Source organism: Neglectibacter sp. CSJ-5 (assembly GCF_032490475.1).
Lineage (GTDB): Bacteria > Bacillota > Clostridia > Oscillospirales > Acutalibacteraceae > Hominenteromicrobium > Hominenteromicrobium mulieris.
In genome coordinates this window covers 298,684-321,222 of record NZ_JAVYJC010000001.1, presented here as the reverse complement: position 1 = coordinate 321,222, position 22,539 = coordinate 298,684, and the positions used below count along the sequence as shown (strand labels likewise).

Annotated in this window: 22 protein-coding genes; 4 read left to right on the top strand and 18 right to left on the bottom strand. The window is 54.0% G+C overall.

Translation table 11 applies throughout. From position 1 onward, the window contains the following. Nucleotides 1-43 precede the first annotated feature (43 nt). The 16 genes from R2K26_RS01470 to R2K26_RS01395 all read right to left on the bottom strand — a co-directional run bounded on the left by R2K26_RS01470 (nt 44) and on the right by R2K26_RS01395 (nt 15,149). Entirely contained in the window at nt 44-1,153 is a 1,110-nt protein-coding gene (locus tag R2K26_RS01470) for a sn-glycerol-3-phosphate ABC transporter ATP-binding protein UgpC (RefSeq protein WP_316518385.1), read from the bottom strand. A 190-nt stretch (nt 1,154-1,343) separates the two neighbouring features. Next, nucleotides 1,344-2,063, bottom strand: a complete 720-nt coding sequence (locus tag R2K26_RS01465; protein WP_316518384.1) for a pseudouridine synthase — start codon at nt 2,061-2,063, stop codon at nt 1,344-1,346. Then, complete coding sequence (locus R2K26_RS01460; protein WP_316518381.1) at nt 2,060-2,605, bottom strand: DUF4830 domain-containing protein; 546 nt, start codon at nt 2,603-2,605, stop codon at nt 2,060-2,062. The genes R2K26_RS01465 and R2K26_RS01460 overlap by 4 nt, the downstream gene beginning before the upstream one ends. Before the next feature lie 75 nt (nt 2,606-2,680). Beyond that, nucleotides 2,681-3,193, bottom strand: a complete 513-nt coding sequence (locus R2K26_RS01455; protein WP_316518379.1) for a 4'-phosphopantetheinyl transferase superfamily protein — start codon at nt 3,191-3,193, stop codon at nt 2,681-2,683. After that, the gene (locus tag R2K26_RS01450) at nt 3,193-4,104 is read right to left on the bottom strand and encodes a putative ABC transporter permease (protein WP_316518376.1); all 912 of its coding nucleotides are present in this window, start codon (nt 4,102-4,104) and stop codon (nt 3,193-3,195) included. Before R2K26_RS01450 ends, R2K26_RS01455 begins: the two co-directional genes overlap by 1 nt. A gap of 103 nt (nt 4,105-4,207) precedes the next feature. Beyond that, entirely contained in the window at nt 4,208-4,819 is a 612-nt protein-coding gene (locus R2K26_RS01445; RefSeq protein WP_316518374.1) for a DUF4867 family protein, read from the bottom strand. Between the two features lie 175 nt (nt 4,820-4,994). Then, the gene (locus R2K26_RS01440) at nt 4,995-6,212 is read right to left on the bottom strand and encodes a spermidine/putrescine ABC transporter substrate-binding protein (RefSeq protein WP_316518372.1); all 1,218 of its coding nucleotides are present in this window, start codon (nt 6,210-6,212) and stop codon (nt 4,995-4,997) included. Beyond that, nucleotides 6,212-7,027 carry an ABC transporter permease gene (locus tag R2K26_RS01435; RefSeq protein WP_176820127.1) on the bottom strand — a complete coding sequence of 272 codons (816 nt, stop codon included), beginning with the start codon at nt 7,025-7,027 and terminating at the stop codon, nt 6,212-6,214. Before R2K26_RS01435 ends, R2K26_RS01440 begins: the two co-directional genes overlap by 1 nt. Then, nucleotides 7,024-7,842 (bottom strand): ABC transporter permease, encoded by an 819-nt coding sequence (locus R2K26_RS01430; RefSeq protein WP_316518369.1) that lies wholly within the window; start codon nt 7,840-7,842, stop codon nt 7,024-7,026. Before R2K26_RS01430 ends, R2K26_RS01435 begins: the two co-directional genes overlap by 4 nt. Further along, nucleotides 7,832-8,962, bottom strand: coding sequence for an ABC transporter ATP-binding protein (locus R2K26_RS01425; protein WP_176820125.1), 1,131 nt, complete (start codon nt 8,960-8,962; stop codon nt 7,832-7,834). Before R2K26_RS01425 ends, R2K26_RS01430 begins: the two co-directional genes overlap by 11 nt. Nucleotides 8,963-9,433: 471 nt before the next feature. Continuing rightward, on the bottom strand, nt 9,434-10,018 hold the full coding sequence (locus R2K26_RS01420) for a hypothetical protein (protein WP_316518366.1): 585 nt from the start codon (nt 10,016-10,018) through the stop codon (nt 9,434-9,436). Nucleotides 10,019-10,199: 181 nt separating this feature from the next. Then, nucleotides 10,200-11,207 (bottom strand): calcium/sodium antiporter, encoded by a 1,008-nt coding sequence (locus tag R2K26_RS01415; protein WP_316518364.1) that lies wholly within the window; start codon nt 11,205-11,207, stop codon nt 10,200-10,202. Between the two features lie 146 nt (nt 11,208-11,353). After that, nucleotides 11,354-11,950 carry a hypothetical protein gene (locus tag R2K26_RS01410; RefSeq protein WP_316518362.1) on the bottom strand — a complete coding sequence of 199 codons (597 nt, stop codon included), beginning with the start codon at nt 11,948-11,950 and terminating at the stop codon, nt 11,354-11,356. 17 nt (nt 11,951-11,967) lie between these two features. After that, on the bottom strand, nt 11,968-12,525 hold the full coding sequence (locus R2K26_RS01405; protein ID WP_316518361.1) for a sigma-70 family RNA polymerase sigma factor: 558 nt from the start codon (nt 12,523-12,525) through the stop codon (nt 11,968-11,970). Nucleotides 12,526-12,670: 145 nt separating this feature from the next. After that, nucleotides 12,671-14,260 (bottom strand): ABC-F family ATP-binding cassette domain-containing protein, encoded by a 1,590-nt coding sequence (locus R2K26_RS01400; RefSeq protein ID WP_308449102.1) that lies wholly within the window; start codon nt 14,258-14,260, stop codon nt 12,671-12,673. Nucleotides 14,261-14,300: 40 nt separating this feature from the next. Beyond that, on the bottom strand, nt 14,301-15,149 hold the full coding sequence (locus R2K26_RS01395; protein ID WP_316518359.1) for an HAD family hydrolase: 849 nt from the start codon (nt 15,147-15,149) through the stop codon (nt 14,301-14,303). A gap of 229 nt (nt 15,150-15,378) precedes the next feature. Between R2K26_RS01395 and R2K26_RS01390 the strand changes: the two genes are divergently transcribed. The 3 genes from R2K26_RS01390 to R2K26_RS01380 all read left to right on the top strand — a co-directional run bounded on the left by R2K26_RS01390 (nt 15,379) and on the right by R2K26_RS01380 (nt 18,467). Next, nucleotides 15,379-15,876 (top strand): pyridoxamine 5'-phosphate oxidase family protein, encoded by a 498-nt coding sequence (locus R2K26_RS01390; RefSeq protein ID WP_316518357.1) that lies wholly within the window; start codon nt 15,379-15,381, stop codon nt 15,874-15,876. A gap of 181 nt (nt 15,877-16,057) precedes the next feature. After that, entirely contained in the window at nt 16,058-17,338 is a 1,281-nt protein-coding gene (locus tag R2K26_RS01385) for a hypothetical protein (protein WP_316518354.1), read from the top strand. 31 nt (nt 17,339-17,369) lie between these two features. Beyond that, complete coding sequence (locus R2K26_RS01380; protein ID WP_316518352.1) at nt 17,370-18,467, top strand: aminoglycoside phosphotransferase family protein; 1,098 nt, start codon at nt 17,370-17,372, stop codon at nt 18,465-18,467. An 80-nt stretch (nt 18,468-18,547) separates the two neighbouring features. Here R2K26_RS01380 and R2K26_RS01375 read toward each other — a convergent pair whose 3' ends face one another. Together R2K26_RS01375 and R2K26_RS01370 are read right to left on the bottom strand one after the other, a co-directional pair. Further along, nucleotides 18,548-19,837, bottom strand: a complete 1,290-nt coding sequence (locus R2K26_RS01375) for a Gfo/Idh/MocA family protein (protein ID WP_176820063.1) — start codon at nt 19,835-19,837, stop codon at nt 18,548-18,550. A 171-nt stretch (nt 19,838-20,008) separates the two neighbouring features. Further along, on the bottom strand, nt 20,009-21,391 hold the full coding sequence (locus R2K26_RS01370) for a citrate synthase (protein WP_396897218.1): 1,383 nt from the start codon (nt 21,389-21,391) through the stop codon (nt 20,009-20,011). 222 nt (nt 21,392-21,613) lie between these two features. Here R2K26_RS01370 and R2K26_RS01365 point away from each other — a divergent pair, with 222 nt between their 5' ends. Further along, nucleotides 21,614-22,525 carry a SpoIID/LytB domain-containing protein gene (locus tag R2K26_RS01365; RefSeq protein ID WP_316518346.1) on the top strand — a complete coding sequence of 304 codons (912 nt, stop codon included), beginning with the start codon at nt 21,614-21,616 and terminating at the stop codon, nt 22,523-22,525. Nucleotides 22,526-22,539: the final 14 nt, after the last annotated feature.

Genomic DNA, 22,539 nt, shown 5'->3' with positions numbered 1-22,539 from the left:
CTCCCGATTGGGAACGCCGTCTGTATGCTGTTTATAAAACCGATTAGTTGAGGATGGTCTTCTCGGTTTCTTTGTCGAAGAGGTGCATCTTGTTCATGTCGAGAGCGATCGTGATCTTGTCACCGGTCTTAGCGGTGGAAGTCGGCTCAACACGAGCGGTAAGAGCATTGCCTTCGCAGTTGAGGTACAGATAAGTCTCTGCGCCCATCAGCTCGGTAACTTCAACGTCAGCCGCAGCTCTGGTCTCCGGGTGCTTCTCGATGAACTCCGGCTCGTCGTGTACGTCTTCCGGACGGATGCCGAAGACGATCTCTTTGCCAACATAGTTAGCGATTTCATCGTTAGCCTTGTTAGCCGGAACCTTAATCTTAGCTGCGCCGAAGGTGACGTAGTAATCTGCGCCTTCCTTAACAAGGGTAGCATCGATAAAGTTCATCTGCGGGGAGCCCATGAAGCCTGCAACGAATTCGTTGACCGGCAGATCATACAGGTTCTGCGGGGTATCGACCTGCTGGATGAAGCCGTCCTTCATAACAACGATTCTATCACCCATGGTCATAGCCTCGGTCTGGTCATGTGTAACGTAAATAAAGGTGGTGCCGAGTCTCTTATGAAGCTTAGCGATTTCGGTTCTCATCTGTGCACGGAGCTTAGCGTCCAAGTTGGAGAGCGGCTCGTCGAGCAGGAAGACCTTCGGGTCACGGACGATAGCACGGCCGAGAGCAACACGCTGTCTCTGACCACCGGAAAGAGCCTTCGGCTTTCTGTCGAGCAGGTGGGAAATGTCGAGGATACGAGCAGCCTCTTCAACGCGGCGCTTGATCTCATCCTTCGGGGTCTTTCTGAGCTTCAGACCGAATGCCATGTTGTCATAAACGGTCATGTGCGGGTACAGAGCGTAGTTCTGGAACACCATTGCGATATCTCTGTCCTTAGGAGCAACATCGTTTGCGAGCTGGTCGCCGATGTAAAGCTCACCCTTGCTGATCTCTTCGAGGCCTGCGATCATTCTAAGCGTGGTGGACTTACCGCAACCGGAAGGACCAACGAGAATGATGAACTCCTTGTCTTCGATGTCCAAGCAGAAATCTGTAACAGCGGTAACGCCGCCGGAATAGATTTTATAGACATTTTTAAGTGTTACACTTGCCATAAGATTTTTCCTCCTGATGATGGGTTGTTATACGTCAGAGCCTGGCAGCCATATGTGACGAACAACGTCTCTTTTCAATGCACTAAGTATAGCAGAAAATCGGGTCCCTGAACAGTCCTTATTTGCCCAAACTTTTTCCTTTGAGTTTAGTTAAAATAAATAAACGGCAAAAATTCTTGATGCTTTTTGTTCAGATTATTTGTGCAGGTTTTTCAAAAACCAACGCTGCGGCGCTCGGATCGAGAATTTTCGATTCGCCGGGCGAAAGTGTGGGATCGAGCGTTAAAGCGCCGATGGATTCGCGGTGAAGGGCCGTGACGGTCTTGCCGCACGCTGAAAACATACGCTTGACCTGATGGAACTTCCCCTCCCGAATTTCCGTCCACGCGATGTGAGGATCGTCTTTACTGATTTCGAGCACGGCAGGGGCGAACTCATTTTCGCCGCTTTTGATGCCTGCGGCAAAGCGCGCGATGTCGCTTTCTTCTGCGGGGAGGTCGAGCGTGGCGCGGTAACGCTTCCAGACGTGGCTTTTCGGCGCCAGCATGCGGTGGGCGTACTCGCCGTCGTTCGTTAAAACGAGAAGGCCGGTGGTGTCCTTATCGAGACGGCCTGCAGGGAACAGATCGCGGCGCTTAAGCTCCGGCGGCAGGAGGTCTAAGACGGTCTCTGCGCGGCTGTCACGCGTGGCGGTGAGCACGCCCGAGGGCTTATAGAGCATGATGTACACAAACGCGCTGTACCGCACGGGCTTTCCGTTGACGGTGATCTCGTCCTTTTCGGGGTCGATCTGGATATCGCTTTTGCGCACGGCTTGTCCGTTGACGGCGACGGCACCGCTGCGCACCAGCGTGCCGACCGCCTTGCGGCTGCCGATATTTTCGTTTGAAAGGAATTTATCAAGTCTCATGTTGTTTCACTTTCCGTTGGATTTTGTGTGGATTCGCCGGTGTCCGGCGCGGGCGACGCGCTCTCTTTGATGACCGACTTCGGCATCTCATAGCGGGCGCTGTCTGCCGCAAAGCCGTGCATGAAGCCATCCTCTGCGCCGGACGCGACATCGCCGCCGATGATATTGCCCTCAAAGACGAGGAGCGTTGCGAAGACGCCATCGGGCGTATTCGGGTAGTTTGTGATGCGGTAGCGGTACTGCGTGCACTTTTCGCCGGCATAGGGCAAAAGGTCGAAACCCTGCGCCTGCTGCATCGTATTATACGCCGCATAGACATCGTTAAATTTTGCGGGAATGACAACCTCGCGCATATCCTGCGGCTCCGCTTCTGCCTCCCAGCCGAAGGACGTTAAAAACGCGAGGCGCTCCTCCCCCGTCATACCGGGGAATGTCTGCCGCTTTTCGCCGCGCGGGATGAGGAAAAACGCGCTGACGGCTATGGCGATGAGCACAAGCACCGCCAAAATTCGTTTTTTGTTCGCGCCGAGCGATACAATCATATTGCTGCCACCTTTCACCGCAGAAAACCGGGTAAGACTTTCTTTTCGGTCATAGGTATGCGGGGCGGCTATACTTTATGCTTCCTCGGCGGCGGCGAGAAAATGCACGCCGTACTGCTCGAAAAAGAGCGTGTAGCCGTTAAGATGCGGCATGCCGTTTTGAAAGGTGATCTCGTAGTTTTGGAACGATTCCGAAAGGCCGGTGCCGCGGCACTTGGAGATGCTCTCTTTGAGCGTCCAGTACGTCAAAAAGCGCGCGGCGGGATTGGGGCTGCTTTGTATGTCCCGAAGCTCTGCGGGCGTACAGACGCGCTCTGCGGCACTCCCCCGCACGCGGCGGGGATATTCGGCATCGATGCCGACATTTTTCCGCGACACGGCGCAGCAGACGATGCCCTTAGTGTGGCTCAGGCTGATATGGGGCATGTTCTCCCCTTTTAAATACGGTTTGCCGAGCGGAGTTTTTTCCACAACGGGCGATGCGATGCCCCACTCGTCCTTTAAGACGCGATACAAAAGTGCGTAAGCACGGTCATGCAGCTCCTTTTGCGTGAGCGAGGGCGGAACGTTTTCCACATAGCGACGCATCAGTTTTCCTTCTTTTCATCCATCCACGCACGCAAGCGGCGCAGTGCTTCGTCTGCGCGGTCGTTTTTCATGGTTGGGAAGGCGCGCAGCAAACGGCGCTGGGTGTGACGCTGGAGCTTGGAGGTAACGCTGTTCCACTGGGCACGGAGGTCTTCGGCAGACTTCTGTGCTTTCACACGGCGGTCTTCCAGCGACGCACGGTATTCTTCGTACTTCTCCGAAAGCTGAGTGCGCTGTGCCTGAAGCTTCTCTTCGAGGACAGGGCGGGCTTTTTCGTTGAACTCCTGCTTCTGCTCGGTGATCTTCTCGTCTGCAAGGAGCGTCAGGCGACCGAGGCCGTTCGAGATGGCGTCGCTCTCTTTGCGCAGACGCGCGGACATATCGTTGATGACGGTGAGCTTTTCGTTGAGCTTGCGAATGGTAAGCACGGTGACGATGGTATCCGTGATAAACAGCGCGATGAAAATACCGACCAGAATTGCGCCGAGCGTGAAGGGAATCCAGTGCACGAGCGACGCGATAGCCGTATGAACAATGCGGATGACGACGACGACACACAGACCCCAGAGGATGCTGAATTTTAAGCAAATGTAGCCGCCGAGGTTGAAGGGCTGGTTGGAATAATCCCACCACGTGGTGTGGAAGAATTTTTTGAGCGCCCAGCCGCCGACAAGCTCGATAGCACTGGTGAGCAGTGCGCCGCCGATAAACAGCAAGGGGATGTTATCCGAAAACGGCAGCAAAACGAGCAACACGAGCGACATGCCAAAGCCGTAGATGGGGCACACGGGCCCGTTTAAAAAGCCGCGGTTGACGAACTTGCCGGTGGTGACGGTGGCAAAAATGACCTCCGAGCACCAGCCTAAAAACGAATAAACGGTAAAATACCAGAGCAGATCATAAAATGTCATGGGTCTCCCCCTTATTATGGATAGATTTTGAGCGAAAAGGGGCATACTGCACCGTGCCGTGCGGTATGCCCCGGTTGTTCGGTTTTACGGCGTTCTACGCAAATCAAACGCAGATGTTTTCGCCGACAAGGCCGACGTACTGACCCTCTTCTGCCGCTTCCGGGTGCATAAGCAGCCACTTGTTGCGGGCGAAAAGCATTTTGTCTTCCTCGGTCTTCGGCGCGCGCTTTTCAATATCGGTGTTCGTGCCCTTCGGCAGTGCGACGACGCACTTGAAGCCGCCGTCGTTTGCATTGCACGGCGCATAGTGCAGCGTGGTGGCGTAAACCTCGATAACGGTGCCGGCGGGCACGAGGAACGCTTCGACCTTAGATGTATCGTACTTGCCGTTTTCGATGTCCTGCTCGGAGCCGATGAGCAGGATGAGGTCGGTAACGGCGATGTTTACTTCACTATCGCGGTGATATTCGAGACCGTTTAACTTATGGTTGTTGCCGTTGCAGTAGCCAATCTGCACGGGCATGCCGCCGTAGAGCGTGTAGGCGATGTCTTTGGCAGACGCGCAGCTTTCGAGAGACTCTGCACCGGGCACATAGACGACGTTTTCCGGGCAGGGCGTTTCCGCCATGGCGGCGATGATATCGGAGCAATCGAGCCCCGTGATGACTTTGCCGTACTTTTTAAAAGCGGTATCCGAAACATTCTGAATTTTCATGGTTTTTTCATCCTTGCTTTCTGTTTTGAATCTAACCACATTATACCGAGGTGCAGAGGAAATTGCAAGACGCTGAAGACGTAAAAAAGCGAAGCCTTTTAAAAAACGCACAGGTAGAGAAAAAGCTCCTCAAAAAACTTCGAGAAGCTTTCAATAAACTTAATTTACAAGGTGATTAGCCGCCCGTCTCGCGCTTGCGCTTTTGTTTTTTCCAGATGATGATGGCGATGTAGACTGCGAGGAAGACTAAGATGATGGCGATGAGAACAACGGATTGGCCGGGTCCGCCCATTTTGACCTCGGCCCAGAGCGTATCGAGCAGATTGCTCGTCTCGCTCGGGAGATTGACGAAGACCTCCGTGCGGTCGAGCACATCCTGATCCGGGTAGTAGATGGGATTTGCAACGGCATCGGGATCAAGATAGTCTTTCGCGGCGGTCTCCGGGGTGGCGTAGCCGACGAAATCCATATTTGCACCGGCAATTTCGGGGTCACACATGAAATTGATGTACAGTTCGGCTTCTTTTTTGTGTTCGGCCGTTGCCGGGATGCACATGGCATCGACAAAGTAGTTCGTGCCCTCTTCCGGGACAATAAACTTGATGTTTTCGTTGTTTTCAACAAGCGTGCCGGCATCGCCGGAATAGTACGGTGCAAGCCACGCTTCGCCGCTTTCCATTTTGTCAAAAATCTGATCCATGACGTACGCCTGTACGAGGGGCTTCTGCTCCTTTAAAAGCATAGCCGCCTGCTCCCACTCGCTTTCGTCGGTGGAATTGAGGGAGAAGCCGAGGCGCTCCTGTGCGATGGCGAACGCGTCGCGCGGGTTATCGAATATCAAAATCTTGCCGCTGTACTGCTCGTCCCACAAAATAGACCAGCTGGTGACGGGCTCGGTGACATAATCGGTATTATAGAACAGGCCGACGGTGCCCCATGTGTACGGCACGGAGAATTTGTTTTCGGGGTCGTAATCGGGGTTTCGGAATTGCTCGTCGATGTACTCGAAATTGGGAATATTACCGAAGTCCAGCTCCGCGAGCATGTTCTCGTTTATGAGCTTCGAGATCATGTAATCGGACGGGACAATGACATCGTAGCTTGCGCCGCCGCCTGCGAGCTTGGAGTACAGCGACTCGTTGCTGTCGAACGTGGTGTAGTTGACCTCGATGCCGGTGCGACGGGTGAACTCGGCATTGACATCCAGCGAGCCCTCGGTGCCGTTTGAAATATACTCGCCCCAGTTGTAGACATTGATGGTCACACCGGTGGGCTCTGCGGTGGGGTATTCTTCGGAAAAATCCCAGTCGTCGGCTTCATCGGCAAAGACGGGCACGACTGCGGTGCAGAGCACCAGAAGCGCAAAAAAGACGGCGAAAAATTTCTTTTTCATCAGGCACGCTCCCTTTCTGCCTTTTTGGCACGACGCTCTTCACGTCCCTGGCGGACATTGATGATGATGAGCAAGAGCATGATGCACACAAAGAGCACGGTGGAAAGCGCGTTGATCTCCGGGGAGATGCGCTTTCTCGTCATGGAATAAATGTAGATGGGCAGCGTCTGCGTGGTGCCGCTTGTGAAGTAGCTGATGACGAAATCATCGATGGAGAGCGTGAACGCCATGATCATGCCGGTGACGATGCCGGGCATGATCTCCGGCAGCACGACTTTAAAGAACGCGCGTACCGGCGGGCAGCCGAGATCCTGCGCGGCCTCGAAGAGGTTCGGATTCATCTGGCGCAGCTTCGGCAGAACGGACAGAATGACATACGGCAGGCAGAACGTGATGTGCGCGATAATGAGCGACGCCATGCCGAGGCTTTTGCCGCCGAACAGGCTGACTGCCGCGACGAACAGAAGCATCATGGAAACACCGGTGACGATTTCCGGGTTGACCATGGGAAAATTGGTGATGTTCATCATGACCTTTTTCGGCATACGCTTCATGCGGTTGATGCCGACCGCCGCCATGGTGCCGAGTACAGTGGACGCGAACGCAGAAACGACGGCGATGATCAATGTATTGAGCAGCGCCTCCAGAATATAGCGATCCTCAAACAGGCGCTGATACCAGCGCAGTGTAAAGCCGGAAAACTGGGTGCGGCTTGCGGTATCCGTATCGTTGAACGAGAAGATGATGAGCACGATGATGGGCGCGTAAAGAAAGATGAAGATGAGCGCCGTGTAGACTTTGGAAGCCGTTTTCACAGAATCATACCTCCTCCCACATTTTCACCGTCGTCGAACTGGTTCATGATGCCCATGCAGATGAGGATGATGACCATGAGGACAAGTGAAATGGCAGAGCCGAGGTTCGGGTTATACGCCGAGCCGAGGAACTGCATATCGATGAGGTCGCCGATGAGCAGGTTTCCGCCGCCGCCGAGCATTTTAGAGATAATAAATGTGGAAACAGCGGGCACGAACACCATGGTAACGCCGGAAATGACACCGGGCATGCTCATGGGCAGGACAACTTTAAGGAAGACATTGCGATTGTTTGCGCCGAGATCCTGCGCAGCTTCGATGACGCTGTTGTCGATTTTGGTGAGCACAGAGTAAATGGGCAGGATCATGTACGGGATGTAGTTATACACCATGCCGAGGACGACTGCGCCCGCGGTGTTGATCATATGGATGCGCGGCAGACCGACGGCGGCGAGCATATTGTTGATGAGGCCGTTATCCTCAAGGAGGGACATCCATGCGTAGGTGCGCAGCAGGAAGTTCATCCACATGGGCAGCATGATGAGCAAAATGAGGAAGCTCTGGCGGTTCGGCGCCGCTTTGGCGATGATATACGCGAGCGGGTAGCCGAGCAGAAGCGAAATAAACGTTGCGAGTGCGCCGAGCCAGATGGAACGCAGGAAGACGTTGGAATACTGGCCGACGCGCGCGATGTTATCTAACGTAAAAGCGCCGCTTTTATCGGTAAAGGCAAAGAATGCCACAAGACCCATGGGCACGATGATGAACAGCGTCATCCAGATCGTGTACGGGGCGGAGATGAGTTTAGTCCTCATGTTCGCTGCCCTCCTCCTGGAGCGCTTCCTCCATTTCGTCACTGAACGTGCTGTAATCGCCCATAGTGCCGGAGTAAACGGACTTCGCCATGACGTGAATGTCGTCCGGCGTGAGCGCAAGGCCAATCTTATCGCCGACATTGGCGCTGTCGGTCGTCTGGATCATCCACTTGAAGCCGTCAACATCGACGATAATCTCATAGTGTACGCCCTTAAACGTGACGCTGGTGACGACGCCGTTGATGTGTGCGGCGGCGGAGCCGGTGGGCACGATGTCGATATCCTCCGGGCGGATGACGACGTCGACCGGGGCCATTTTGCCGAAGCCGCTGTCGAGCGACTTGAAGCGCTGACCGGCGACCTCGACGAGGTAGTCTTCGATCATGGTGCCGTCGAGGATATTGCTTTCGCCGATGAAGTCCGCAACGAAGGCGTTTTTCGGTTCGTTGTAGATGTCAATCGGCGAGCCGATCTGCTGAATTTCGCCCTTATCCATGACGACGACCGTGTCACTCATGGAGAGCGCTTCCTCCTGGTCGTGCGTGACGAAAATGAACGTGATGCCGATGGCCTGCTGGATTTTTTTGAGTTCGTTTTGCATATCCTTGCGCAGCTTTAAATCGAGCGCAGAAAGCGGCTCATCGAGGAGGAGCACCTTCGGCTCGTTTGCGAGGGCGCGCGCAATGGCGACACGCTGCTGCTGACCGCCGGAAAGCTGGCCGACACCGCGGTGCGCCATGCCGTTTAAGTTGACCATATGCAGCATTTCGGTGACGGTCTTTTGAATTTCGTCTTCTTTCTTGCCTTTAAGACGCATGCCGAACGCGATGTTTTCATAGACGTTCAGGTGCGGGAAAAGTGCGTACTTTTGGAAAATCGTATTGACGGCGCGCTTATGCGGCGGCACGTTATTGATCTTCTCGTCACCGAAAAAGACATCGCCGCTATCCGGTGTGACGAAGCCGCCGATGGTGCGCAAAACCGTGGTTTTGCCGCAGCCGGAGGGTCCGAGCAGTGTTACGAACTCGCCGTCACCGATGGTGAGGTTGAAGTTCTTTAAGACCTGCTCGCCGTCAAACGATACTGCAATGTCTTTGAGCGTGATGATTGGTTTTAACATGGAAAGCATCCCCTTTGCGGTTTGGTGGGACCCTTGTCCCCCGAAAGTTGCGCGGTCTTAGTGAATCACACACCCCGGCTGCATGATGCGTACTGCTTCCGCAAAGGATTTTTCACGGCCGCAGGCTTTCGCCCGCGATCCGGCCGCGGCAGGAACACTTTTCCGAACAGGATAAAAGCAACACAACGCTTTGTGTGTTGCCCGTTTTATCGACCTTTTCGGAACAGCCGATTTTATTTGGTTTTAGATGCAAACGCAATACGTTCAGTTTACGGAAAAAGTCAGGATTTGTCAACCGCTTTTGCGTAAAATATGAATAAAGTTTGACGATGGATTTGTGTGCATTTTTAAAAATGGGATTTTCAGGAATGTCAAAACAGGATTTATGCGGGTTTGCGAAAAAAGAGCGCCGCCCGAGAACCGAGCGGCGCCGAAAAGAGAGGAAAAGTATGTTTTTCCTTATGATCGGATTTATAAAGTGGAATGTGCGCGGCTTTGAAACGCAGTGTCATTCAGAGTGCGGTCACGCATGGGGCAATAAGCACGGGCCGAATGCACACGACGGCGGCGCATGGGGCGCACGGCAAGAGAAAGGCCTAAAAGCGCCAGCAGCACAACGACCAAAAACGGCAGAATACCCTTTGCAGACCACTTCGTGCCCGCCTGCGCGGAAGCGTTGACGACGACAGCCTTCGGTTCTGCGGCCTCGGGCGCAGCCGCGGCGGAAACAGCGCTTTCAGCGTCATCGGTATCGACCGAAGTCCCCGTGAGGCTGTGCAGGGCAGTGCTGAGCATTTTATCTGCCATATCTCTGCCCTCTGCGCGCGCGACGGCTTCCAGCTGCGCGGCAACGGCGGTGTAATCGTCCCGGAGGTCTTCCGTCGGTTCGGCGGAGACGGTTTCGGTATCCGTTATCGCTTCATCGGTCTCATCCGCCAAAACAGGTGCGGCGGCGAGCAAAGCGATAAGCAAGGCTAAGAGCACCGGCACGGCATGACGCAGTGTGCGAAGAAGGGCGCTTGCTGCCTCAACACTGTTTTCGGTTTTTATCTGCATTTCTGCCGCCTGCATGCACTTCTCACCTGACATTTAAAAATTACAAAGTAATAACATTTGTTACACTTCTGTTACATTTTAGCATACAGAGCACTGAAAAGTCAAGAGGAAATGATTTGAAAAGTGCATAAAAAAGCCCCGTTTTTCTTGAAAACGGAGCTTTCGTTACAAAAGTTACAAGTTATGCCATGACAATGACGCTGAGCACGATATAGACGGCGTAGGCGGCGAGCATTAAAACGCCCTGCCAGCGCGAGAATTTCTTCGTGATGAGCGTGGGCACGACAGACAGAATGCCGATGATGAGACATGCCGGGATATCGACCATGGCGACGGTGGGCGACGCGGGGAGCTTGCTGCCGTAGATGAGCGCACATACGGGCAGAATCAAGGTCAGATCGATGATATTTGCGCCGATGATGTTGCCTGCGGAGAGCGAGCCTTGCTTTTTCGCGATGGCGGTGAGCGTGGTGACAAGCTCCGGCAGAGACGTGCCGATGGCGATGATGGTGACGGAGATGACGCGATCCGAAACGCCGCACATGGAAGCGAGCGCGGAGCCGTTATCGACAAGGAGCTGTGCACCGGCGACCGTGCCAACCGCGCCGATGAGGAACTTGACAACATTGGTGATGACGGATTTTTTCGTGACGGGCTCATCGAGCTGCTGATCCTTTGCCCCGCCCTTGACGGCGACAACGGCCTCGTGGACGTTGTCGTACATGGCGATGACGAAAATAATGATGAGCAAAATGCTGGCAACCACGCCGACGCCGTTATCAAACAGTGAGAAACATACGGTGACAGCGGCAGCCACGAGCATGAGAATCATTTTGAGCATGTAATCTTTGCGGCGGATTGCCATAGGAATGGCGACAAGCGCGATGCCCATGATGAGACCGAGGTTCGCCGTGACGCTGCCGATGGCGTTGCCGATGGACATATCCACCATGCCGATGCCGCTGCCGGGCGAAAGTGCCTCGGCGGCACGTGCGTCGAGCGCCGCAAAGATGGAGACAAGCAGCTCCGGCAAAGTGGTCGCGAAGCTGACGACCGTTGCGCCGACAATAAGCTTCGGAATGCCGGAGGCTTCCGCCATCCACGATGCGGCATCCACAAAGAAATCGCCGCCCTTGATGATGAGCACGAGACCCACGATGAGCAGCAAGACTGTAATTGCAATTTCCATTTGCAAATTCCCCTTTTTTTACGCTTTCAGAGCGTTTTCGTTTTCTTCTTCCGCAAGATCACGCGGAGAAAGACATTATTTCTATTATAGCGGGGAACCGCGGGAAAATCCAGTCTTATTTGCCTTTTTTGTCAAATTTTACGGTTTTATTCGTCGGACCCAAGGCTGCGGACGAGCTCTTCGAGCTTTTCGGCCTGTTCGTACGGAATATCGCACCACGGGCCATCGTCCTTTTTATAGAACAGATTGCCGTAAACCGTGATCGTACTCGTTTCGCCGTTTGCGTATTCCAGCGTGAAAATGTTGGCCGAGCCGCCGTATGCGTTCGGGTCGCCGCTCGTTTCCGCCGCGTTCTTTAAGAGAAGCAGCGGCATGATCTGCCCGATTTTTTCCTCGTCCGTGAAGACCTTCACGTCGCTTACGGGCTGTGTTTCTGCCGTGATGCGCACAGGCAACACGACCTTGCCGCCGATGGCGGGCGCGGTGCCCTGATCTGCGCCGTCTGCCTGCGCGGTCTCGGCGGCGCCTGTGACTTTCGTTTCGTCGCCGGTGTAATCGGCTATGCCGCTGAGGTGCTGCGCGATGAAGCCCCAGCCGAGCAGCAGACACACGCACGCGGCGAGCGCGGCACACCATTGCAGCGTGACATTTTTCACGTGCGGCAGCTTGCGGCTGCCGTCCGCTTCCGCGATGTATTCTTCCTTTACACCGCCGAGAGCCTTGAACAAATCGATACCTGTCATACTTTTCCCGCCTTTCTTTAAAGCCAGATGTCTTCCCTTTGGAGATAGTCCCGCAGCTTTTCACGCGTGCGGTGGAGAGACGTTTTGACGCGGCTTTCGCCGCAGCCGTACTTTTCGGCGATGGCTTTTACGGAATCCATATACCAGTAACGGCGCATGAAAAAGAGCCGGGCATCGACGGGGAGCGTCGAGAGAAAGCTGTTTAACGCTTCGGCAATCTCGCGGCTTTCCGCTTCCCTTGCTGCTGTTGGGTCTGCGATGCACGCCGAAAGCTCCTCCGTGAGCGCGGAGACCTCTGCGCTGCGCTTTTTCGCGCGGAGCTTGTCTAACTTATCACACGCGATGTTGCGGCAGATGCGCGCCAAAAACGCAAAGAGCGCGAGCGGGCGCTGCGGCGGCATGGCATTCCACGCGCCGAGGTACGTATCGTTGACGCACTCCTCGGCATCCTCTGCTTCGGGCAGGATGCGCCCGGAGAGCGTGTGGAGCTTTGCCCCGTACTTTTCGTCCGTTTCGTGCACGGCGCTTTCGCTGCGCGCCCAGTAGAGCTCGATGATCTCATGGTCTTCCTTCATGCTTTTGTCCTCCCTTCCCCTTCACTTTATAAGTAGGCGTTTTATATCGGCAGGTTACACGGATTTTGAAATTTGCGATAAAAGCTTGTCCGGAGACTAATGAATCAGACGCAACTTTTGCGGGTTAGCCGTATTCAATACGGGTTTAGCCGCGCATTTCGAGGTACTCGTCGTAGGTGGTAACGCGGTCGAACGTGCCGCCCTCGGGCAGAATTTCGATGATGCGGTTCGCGACGGTCTGGGTGAACTCGTGGTCGTGCGATGCGAACAGCACGACACCCTTGAAATCGATGAGGCCGTTGTTGACGGCAGTGATGGACTCGAGGTCGAGGTGGTTGGTGGGCTGGTCGAGCAGGAGTACATTGCTGCCGAACATCATCATGCGCGAGAGCATGCAGCGCACCTTTTCGCCGCCGGAAAGCACCTGCACGGGCTTATAGACGTCTTCGCCGGAAAACAGCATTTTGCCGAGGAAACCGCGCAGATATGTTTCGGTGGTGTCTTTGGAATATTGCTCGAGCCAGCGGATGATGGAATCTTCCGTATCGGTGAAATAGGCGGAATTATCCTGCGGGAAATAGGACTGACTCGTCGAAACGCCCCACTTGAATGTGCCGGCATCCGGCTCCAGCTCGCCCATTAAGATTTTGAAAAGCGTCGGCACGGCGAACTCGTTTGATGCGGTGAACGCAATTTTATCCGTGCGGCCGACAGTGAACGTGACGTTATCAAGCACCTTTACGCCGTCTACGGTCTTTGTAAGGCCCGAGACGGTGAGGACGTCTTTGCCGAGCTCTCTGTCCATCGTAAAGCCGACATACGGGTAGCGGCGGGAGGACGCGGGCATTTCTTCGACGGTGATCTTATCGAGCAGCTTCTTTCTGGACGTCGCCTGACGGGACTTCGACTTATTTGCGGAGAAGCGCTGGATGAAGTTCTGGAGCTCCTTGATTTTTTCCTCCGCCTTGCGGTTCTGGTCGCGCATCATGCGCTGCATAAGCTGGCTCGACTCATACCAGAAGTCGTAGTTGCCGACGTACATTTTGATCTTGCCGTAATCGACATCGACAATATGGGTGCAGACGTTATTTAAAAAGTGGCGGTCATGGGAGACAACGATGACGGTGCCCTCGTACTCAATGAGAAAATCCTCTAACCATGTGATGGCTTTGGCGTCGAGGCCATTCGTCGGTTCGTCAAGGAGAATCATATCCGGCTGGCCGAACAGCGCGCGGGCCAAGAGTACTTTAACCTTTTCGGTCTGGTTCAGAGTGCTCATGGTGTTATACATATCGTTGCTGTCGAGGCCGAGACCCTGCATGAGCTTTGCGGCTTCGGTCTCGGCGTCCCAACCGTTGAGCTCGGAGAACTCAGCTTCGAGCTCGGCGGCGCGGTTGCCGTCTTCTTCATCAAAATCGGGCTTTGCGTACAGCGCGTCTTTTTCCTGTGCGATCTCATACAGCCTTGCATTGCCCTGCATGATGGTATCAAAAATGGTTTGGTCTTCGTAAGCAAAGTGGTCCTGTTTCAGAACGGACATTCTGTATTTGGGGTCAAACGTGACCTCGCCCTTACTGGGCTCTAAATCGCCGGACAAAATACGCAGAAAGGTGGATTTACCCGCGCCGTTTGCGCCGATGATGCCGTAGCAGTTGCCCGGCAAAAACTGGAGATTGACGTTTGAAAAGAGGTTTTGACCATCAAAATTGATGGCGACCCCGTTGACATTCAGCATAGTTTGGTTCCTTTCAAATGGTGCTTTTATATTTTCCTTTTTATCTCAGTGCAAACCGCTCCACGGCTTCCGCAAAGCCGTCTTCGATACACGGTGCGACGACGGCGTCGGCAATCGCTTTCGCTTCCTCTATGCCGTTGCCGACGACGGCGGCGAAGCCTGCGGCTTTCAGCATGCCGAGGTCGTTGCCGTTATCGCCCGCCGCCATGGTGTTTTTGGGATCGATGCCGAGGACCTTGCAGAGCGAATACAGTGCGGTGCCCTTATCGCAGCCCTTTTTATTGATCTCGATGTTGTCGACGTTCGAGAATGTAAGCTCGATGCCGCCTAACTTTTGCAGGCGGGCCAAAATTTCCGGGCGGACGCTTTCCGGGATGAACATCATATTGATCTTTTCCGGCTCGGCGTGCGTTTCTTTTAAATACGCGGAGAGGTTGTCCGTGAACGTATAATCTTTTGTGAGGAAGTAATATTTTTCTTCCGGGAAGCCGAAAACGGTGCGGGCTTTATCCGGGTTGCCGCGCTTTGTAACGCCGCGCCCGTGCACGTAGTATTCCACATAAAGCTCGTAATCGTCAAAAATTTTCTGCACTTCGAGCGCGGTCTCGGTGGGAATGAGATCGGTACAGAGCACTTTGTTTTCCAGAATATCCCACACGGCGCCGCCGTTTGAGGTGATGGCGTAGCGGATAAACGGCAGTTCGGTGAGGCACGGCGGAATAAAATTGCGCACGCGTCCTGTGGCCGGGACGACCAGAATGCCTGCGTCGTTCGCCTTTTCCATGGCGCGGCGGTTGCGCTCTGAAAGCTCCGCGAAGCCGTGCAGCGTGGTGCCGTCCAGATCGAACGCGATGAGCTTGATGTTTCTTTTTGCTTCTGTGTTTTCCATATATACAGATATGGACTGCCGTGCAGTCCATTGCGCTCCTTTCCGAAAGTCATACCAATTAAATATACTGTAAAACCCGGAATAAAACAAGGGCTTATGCGAAATTTTGCAATTTCACAGCGAAATTTTGCAATTTCTCGTCGAAAACTCGCGTGTTTTTTGAAAACGGTTGTTTTCGGCACTATGCAATGCTATACTGAAGCCAACAAAGGACAAGGAGTTGTTTATTATGGATATGTCCCAAAAATCAGACACGACCAAAATGCGCCGCGCCGACCGCGCGATTTCCCGCGAGGATGCGCTTGCGGTCATTGACCGCTGCGCTTACGGCACACTTTCCCTTATTGCGACGGACGGTACGCCGTATGCGGTGGCACTGAACGTGGTGCGTGACGGTGAGAAGCTGTTCTTCCACAGCGCGATGGCGGGGCTGAAGGTCAACTCTCTGCGCGAAAATCCGCAGGTTTGCCTGCTGTTTGTGGAAAACCCGACGATCTACGAAAAGGGACTGACGACGCTCTATACCTCCACTGTGGTGCGCGGCAAAGTGACAGAAATAACCGATTTCGATGAAAAACGCCGTGCGCTGCGTCTGCTTTGCGACCGTTTTGTGCCGAGTTTGACGAAAGAGGAAACCGGCTGCGTGGAAACGGAGCCGAAATCGACGGGTGTGTGGTGCATTGAGATTGAATCTGTCACCGGCAAGCAGAACCGCCGCATGGTCTGATTTTTAAGAGATACAGAATTGTATAATGCATAAATGTGTTCCGTAGTGTCGAAAAATTCGTGCTGCGGAACATTTCTTTGTGGAATTTGTTGAAAGAAGCGGCCGGATATGGTATACTGAAAAAAATTGTGTGCGATTTAGGGGTTCGCGCATACAAACTTGGAAAAGTGAGGCGTTTTAAATGCTTTTACCGGTCGTTTTTCTGTGCAATGCACTTTTATTATTGACGGTTTTAAACAGCCGCTTTCGGCTGCTGGCGGAGGCCATTGTTTCGGGCGGCGTGTTTGTGCTTTCTATTTTGCTGAATCTGCTGCTCTCCCCTGCCTTTAACGACGCGACGGGGCAATTCGGCAATGGCATGAATGTGCTCTTATTGCTGGTTGCGGCGGTATTCCTCTACACGAACAATTTGGCGCAGAAGCTGAGCCTTTCTCTTTTGATGATCTGCAACTACGCATTTTTGCTTCCCGTGACGACCACGCTTTTGAAAGCGCTGCCGTTTGCGGGCAACGGCATATGGTCGGCGGTCATCGGCAGCTTACTGTACATTGTGCTGACATTCCTCTCTTTTATGACGCTGGCACACCCGTTTCGCTATTTTGCACAGCGCGGCGTTTCGGTGCTGTCTGTGGGGCTTTGTGCGGCGCTTGTTGTCTGTTTATTCTGCGCAAACGGAATTTTGCCGACTTTTTTCGGGCTGAACAGCGTAACGCAGCGCCTGATTCTGACAGCGGCGCTGTACCTTGTTTTGGCGTTTACGGTGCGTGCGGCGTTTAACGCGGCAAAGTACCAGGAGAGTGCCTGCACGGCGGAGCACCGCGAGCAGCTGCTCGGCGCGGAGGCGGATTATTTCCGCGCGATGGTGGGCAACGTGACAAACGCAAAGAACGCGCAGGAGCACCATGATTTTGTTTTGCATGAGATCGCGGCTGAGGCGCAGGACGGCAGCTGCGAGGGCGTGCTGAATATCATCAAAGAGGAAACAGTCCTGCACGATCCGTATTTACAGCGATACAGCGAAAACCCGTATGTGAATGCAGTGCTGGCGGGCAAGGCGGCCTACGCGGCACACTGCGGCATCGTTTTGGAAAGCAATGTGGAGCTTGGCGCGGTACGGATGAAAACCATTGAATTCTGCGCGATTCTGAACGATATGCTGACGCACGCCATCGACTGCGCGGAGCACTCCGGCGCAGAGGAGCCGCGCGTGCGCATTACGGCGCTGCCGGTGGAAAACCGCATCACGTTTGAGGCGGTGTACTCGGCGCAGAAAAAGCAGAAAAAGCGCACACCGGCGATGAAGAGCTCCGTGAACGACCTTGTACATAAACTGTTTGAGCCGAAAAAGCCGCAGGTGCTCGGCATGGAAGTGGTACGCGGCATTTTGGAGCGGTACAGCGGCGCGATGGACCTTTCCGCGGCGGGCGGTTCCGAAATTTTGCGCATCATCATCAATAATTGACGGTTTTAAATTTACTCTAAGGGGATAAAACATGGCGGACAAAAAGGGAATTCTTTATAATGAGGCCGCAAAGGCGTATTTTTACGGCGACTGTGTAAGCTCCATTGAACCTTACGGCGGCGGGCACATCAACGACACGTTTCTGGCGCGCACGGAAAAGGGCAACTTTGTTTTGCAGCGCGTGAACGGGTATGTGTTCCCACACCCGGATGAGATCATGGACAACATGGTGCACGTGACGAAATTTTTGGCGGAGAAGCTTGAAAAGGCCGGCAAAGACCCGAAGCGCGGCACGCTGACGGTTTTAAAGACGAACGACGGCAAGGATTATTATATCGACAGTGAGGGCAACTACTGGCGCTCGACGATCAATTTGGAGAACACAACGGCGTATGACTTTGCGGAATCTCTGGAGATGCTGAAAAAATCCGGCGCGGCGTTCGGTGCGTTTCAGAACATGCTCTTTGATTATCCGGCAGAGACGCTGCACGAGGTCATCCCGCACTTTCACGACACCCCGGCGCGCTTCCGGCAACTGATGGACGCGGTACGTGAGGATAAAGCCGGGCGCTTAAAGAATGTTGCGGCCGAGCTGGAATTTGCAAAGGCACGCGAAACGGACTGCGGGCTTTTGATGAACCTGCTTGAGGAGGGCAAGCTGCCGCTGAAGGTGACGCACAACGACACGAAAATGAGCAATGTTTTGATCGATAACGCGACGGGCGATGCGGTGTGCGTCATCGATCTTGACACGGTGATGCCGGGCCTTGCGGCGTTTGACTTCGGCGATTCCATCCGCGCGGGCGCTTCCACCGGTGCGGAGGACGAAACCGATCTGACGAAGGTGCACTTCAGCGTGCCGCTCTTTAAGGCGTACACGGAAGGCTTTCTCGGCGAAGCCGGCAAGGCGCTGACCGAGACGGAAATCCGCACGCTGCCGGACGGTGCGAAGCTGATGACGTTTGAGGTAGGCATCCGCTTCCTTGCGGACTACCTGAACGGCGATGTGTACTTTAAGACGAAGTACCCGCAGCACAACTTAGACCGCGCACGCAACCAGTTCCACCTTGTGGCGGAAATGGAAGCAAAGCGCGATGAGACGCAGGCCATTGTGGACGCGTATTTGTGATGAAATATTAAATTGAATATAGTAAAAAATCCTGCACAGCTTATAATGCGTGCAGGACTTTTTATGTTCAGATTGTTAAATTACTTGCCGTTTTTGAACGCATCCATGTTGATGAGCTCGCCGCCGCGGAGGCGGGATTCTTCGGCTGCGAGCGCCATGAAGTGGCTTTCGAGGGAGTGCTCCAGTGTTGTGGTGCGCTCGGTGGCTTCGGTCTCGTTGATGAGCATATCGAGGAAGTCGTTCACGATGCCGCTGTCGCCGCCGCCGTGACCCTTGAGGTCGTTTGCAAGGAGCTTGACATCGATGATTTCTTCCGGCTCGCCGAAGACGCGGACGTGGATTTTATTCGAGAGCATATCGGCTTCGATCTCACCGTTCGTGCCCATGGCCTTGAAATAACGGTAGCACTTTTCGGTGAACGCGCACATGGTGAAGCTCATGGTTGTGCCGTCCTCGAAGAGAAGGTTCGTCTGCTGGTGGTCGACGACGTTGTTGTCGCACATATAGACGCAGCGTCCGTACTGACCGTTTTTCAGTGCTTCATAGGTGCGCTCTTCGGTGGGGTTCACGCCGCAGGCAACGCCCGCCATCCACGTATTGCCGTTGCGGATGCCCGTTGCGGGGTTCGTGATGTAGATCTTCTCGGCGTCGAACTTGCAGTTTTCCTTTGCTTTGCAGCCGCCGAGGCAGTACGGCGTTGCGCCCTCCGGTGCGCACTCCTTTTTGAAGAGGTGCGTATCGCCGACGGAGGAAATGGCCTTACATTTTTTGCCGAGCAGCCAGGTGTAGATGTCCATATCGTGGCAGCACTTCTGGAGGATCATGGGGCTTGTCTGGTCACTGTTGCGCCAGTTGCCGCGCACAAAGGAGTGCGCCTGGTGCCAGTAGCCGACGTTCTCGTTTGCACAGACGGAGACGACATCTCCGATCTTTTTGCTGTCGAGAATGGACTTTAATGTATTATAGAACGTGGTATAGCGCAGAACATGACATACGATGATCTTGCCGGGGCAGTGCTTTGCAACCTCGATGATACGCTTGCACTCCTGAAGATCCGGGGAGATCGGCTTTTCCATCAGGATATTATAGCCCTTTTCAAGCGCCGGAATGGCGTGGTTGACATGCTGGCGATCCATGGTGGAAACGACCATGACATCGGCAAGCTTATCCTGCGCGAGCATTTCCTCTGCGCTTGTGAAGCAAAGCTCATCTTTGATGCCGTAGAGCTCTTTCGCTTTCTGTACCTTTTCCGGGTTGATATCCGCTACGGCGACGACCTTCATGCGGTCCGGGAAAAGCTTCTGCATGGAAGCGTATGTGCTGCCGCGGTCGCCGAAGCCGGCGATGGCAAATGTGATGGGTGCTTTCATGGATTTTACCCCCTCTTCCTTTCGTAGAGAAACGAGATTTAATAGAATCATACAAACGGAAAGGTGCGGGCGAAGACAGGGCCACCGCACACACCTTGCTGCTTTCTGAATTTGATTATACGGGCAATAACGGCAAAAAGCAAGCCGTTTTGGGCTTTTATGCCGTTTAATTTACAAAACGGACTTTGTATCGTAATGGCGGTCCTTGAGCGGGACGTAGGTCTGACCGGTGGGCAGCGCGCGGTACGCCGGGCGGATGATGCGGCCGCCCGTTGTGAGCTCCTCGATGCGGTGGGCGCACCAGCCGGAGATACGCGAAACGGCGAACATAGGCGTGTAGAGATCCTCCGGAATGCCGAGCATCTCATAGACGAGCCCGGAATAAAAATCAACGTTGGCGCATACTACTTTCTCGTTCCCCGTAACTTTATGGAACGCGTCTGGCGCTAAGCGCTCGATGCGCTCATACAGCGCGAACTGGTCGGCGTAGCCGGTTTTGGCGGCGAGGGAACGCGCCTGTTTTTTGAGCTCGACGGCACGCGGATCGGACAATGTGTAAATGGCGTGACCGATGCCGTAGATGAGGCCGCTCTTGTCCCCCACCTCGCGGCGCAAAATGCGCTCGAGGTAGTTTTCCACTTCGTCATCGCTGTCCCAGTGCTGCACATTCTGCATGATGTCCGTCATCATCTGGCGTACCTTGTGGTTCGCGCCGCCGTGACGGAAGCCCTTCAGGGAGCCGATAGCTGCGGCGATGGTGGAGTAGATATCCGTTTGCGCGGAGGAAAGCACACGCGTGGTAAATGTGGAGTTGTTACCGCCGCCGTGCTCTGCGTGGAGCACCATGCAAAGGTCGAGCAGCTGGGCTTCCTCGTGCGTGAATTGACGATCCTCGCGCAGGGCATTCAAAATCGCCTCCGCCGTTTTGTGCTGCGGCTCGAACGGGTGGAAAAACATGGTCTGTTTATCGTAATGGCGGCGCTTGACCTGATAGGCATACGTCATGATGGCCGGCATACGCGCAATGAGCGAGATGCTTTGGCGCATGTTATTTTCGAGTGAGAGATCGTCCGGGTCGTCATCATAGGAATAGAGCGTCAAAACGGCACGCGCGAGCTTATTCATCACGTCGCGCGACGGGTTTTTCATAATAACGTCCTCGGGGAAGTATTCCGGCAGCTCGCGGTTTTCGTAAAGGAGCTGACAGATGCGGTTATACTGGCGTTCATCGGGCAGCTTGCCGAAGATCAAAAGCCACACGACTTCTTCAAAGCCGAAACGGCCTTCCGCGCGGCAGCCGTTGATGATATCCACAACATTCATGCTGCGGTATGTGAGGCGGCCGCTATCCGGAATCTTCACGCCGTCGCTGATGAGGTAGCCGTGCACATTACAGACGTGCGTAAGACCGGCCATGACGCCGGTGCCGTCGCGGTTGCGCAGGCCGCGTTTGACGTGGTAAAGCTCGTATTCATCCTTTGTAATCTGGTTATTGGCACGATACTCGGCGCAAAGCTCGCTGACTGTTGTGCTGCTTGCACTTTCGTTTATCAATCTTTCCAAAACTGCTCATCCTTTCCTGCGCGGCTCTTCGCACTGCGTTCCGCACATTTTCGCGTGGTAGATACATAATAACGCAGAGTTGCGGTTTCGTCAAGCGTTTTTGAATTATGAAACTCAATACCTTTCATTTTTATCTTGATTTATTCTACAAAATTAAATTCAGCACAAAATATTGCATGAGTGACAATAAGTTTTTTCATCTCGAGGTGTAAAATGAAGCTGAAATCAAAATGGCCGGTACGCAGGTTTTTCGCATTTTTGGGTGCGCTGTATCTGTTTTGCGCGGTAACGCCGCTGCTGTTTGCGGAGAGCGGCACGGCAAAAAGCGAATCTGTTTTTCGCATTTACGACACGGCAACAGAGACGGTCCGCACAGTGAACGATCTGGATTTTCTCTGCGGGGCGCTGCCGTGTGAGATGGCTGTTTCTGCCCCCGACGAGGCATTAAAGGCACAAATCATCGCGATACACACGCTCTATGACCGCAAGCGGCGGGAAAACACGGGGAAAGATTTTGATTTTACCTGTGACAGCGCGGAAAAGAGCATCTACACGGTTGATGCGGGGCTGACGGACGAAGAACAAAACCGCGTGCGGGCGCTGTGCTTATCGGTGCTCGACAAAGAAATTTATTTTGAAAACGAGCCGATCAACGCGTGTTATTTTGCGATTTCTGCCGGGTGCACGCAGCCGTTTGAAAACGTGTGGCCGGAAAAAAACTACCCGTACCTCACCGCTGTGGCGTGCCCTAGCGACCTTTTGGCGCAGGGGTTTCAGAGCACGATGACATTTACGGAGGATGAGATACGAGCCGCTTTCTCAGAAATTTCATTTGACGATGCGCCGGGAAAGTGGTTCTCGGATATTCAATATTTTGACACGGGGTATGTGAAAAAGCTTACGGTCTGCGGGGTGGAAATGACAGGCGTGCATGTGCGGGAGGCGCTCGGCTTACGCAGCGCGAGTTTTACGGTGACGTATGAAAACGGCGCGTTCACATTTACGACGCTCGGTTATGGGCACGGCGTGGGCATGAGTCAAGCGGCCGCCATAACGCTTGCGGAAGGCGGCATGACGGTTGACGAAATTTTGGCACGGTTTTACCCGGGAACCGACATAAAATAGGAGATGCCCTGCCG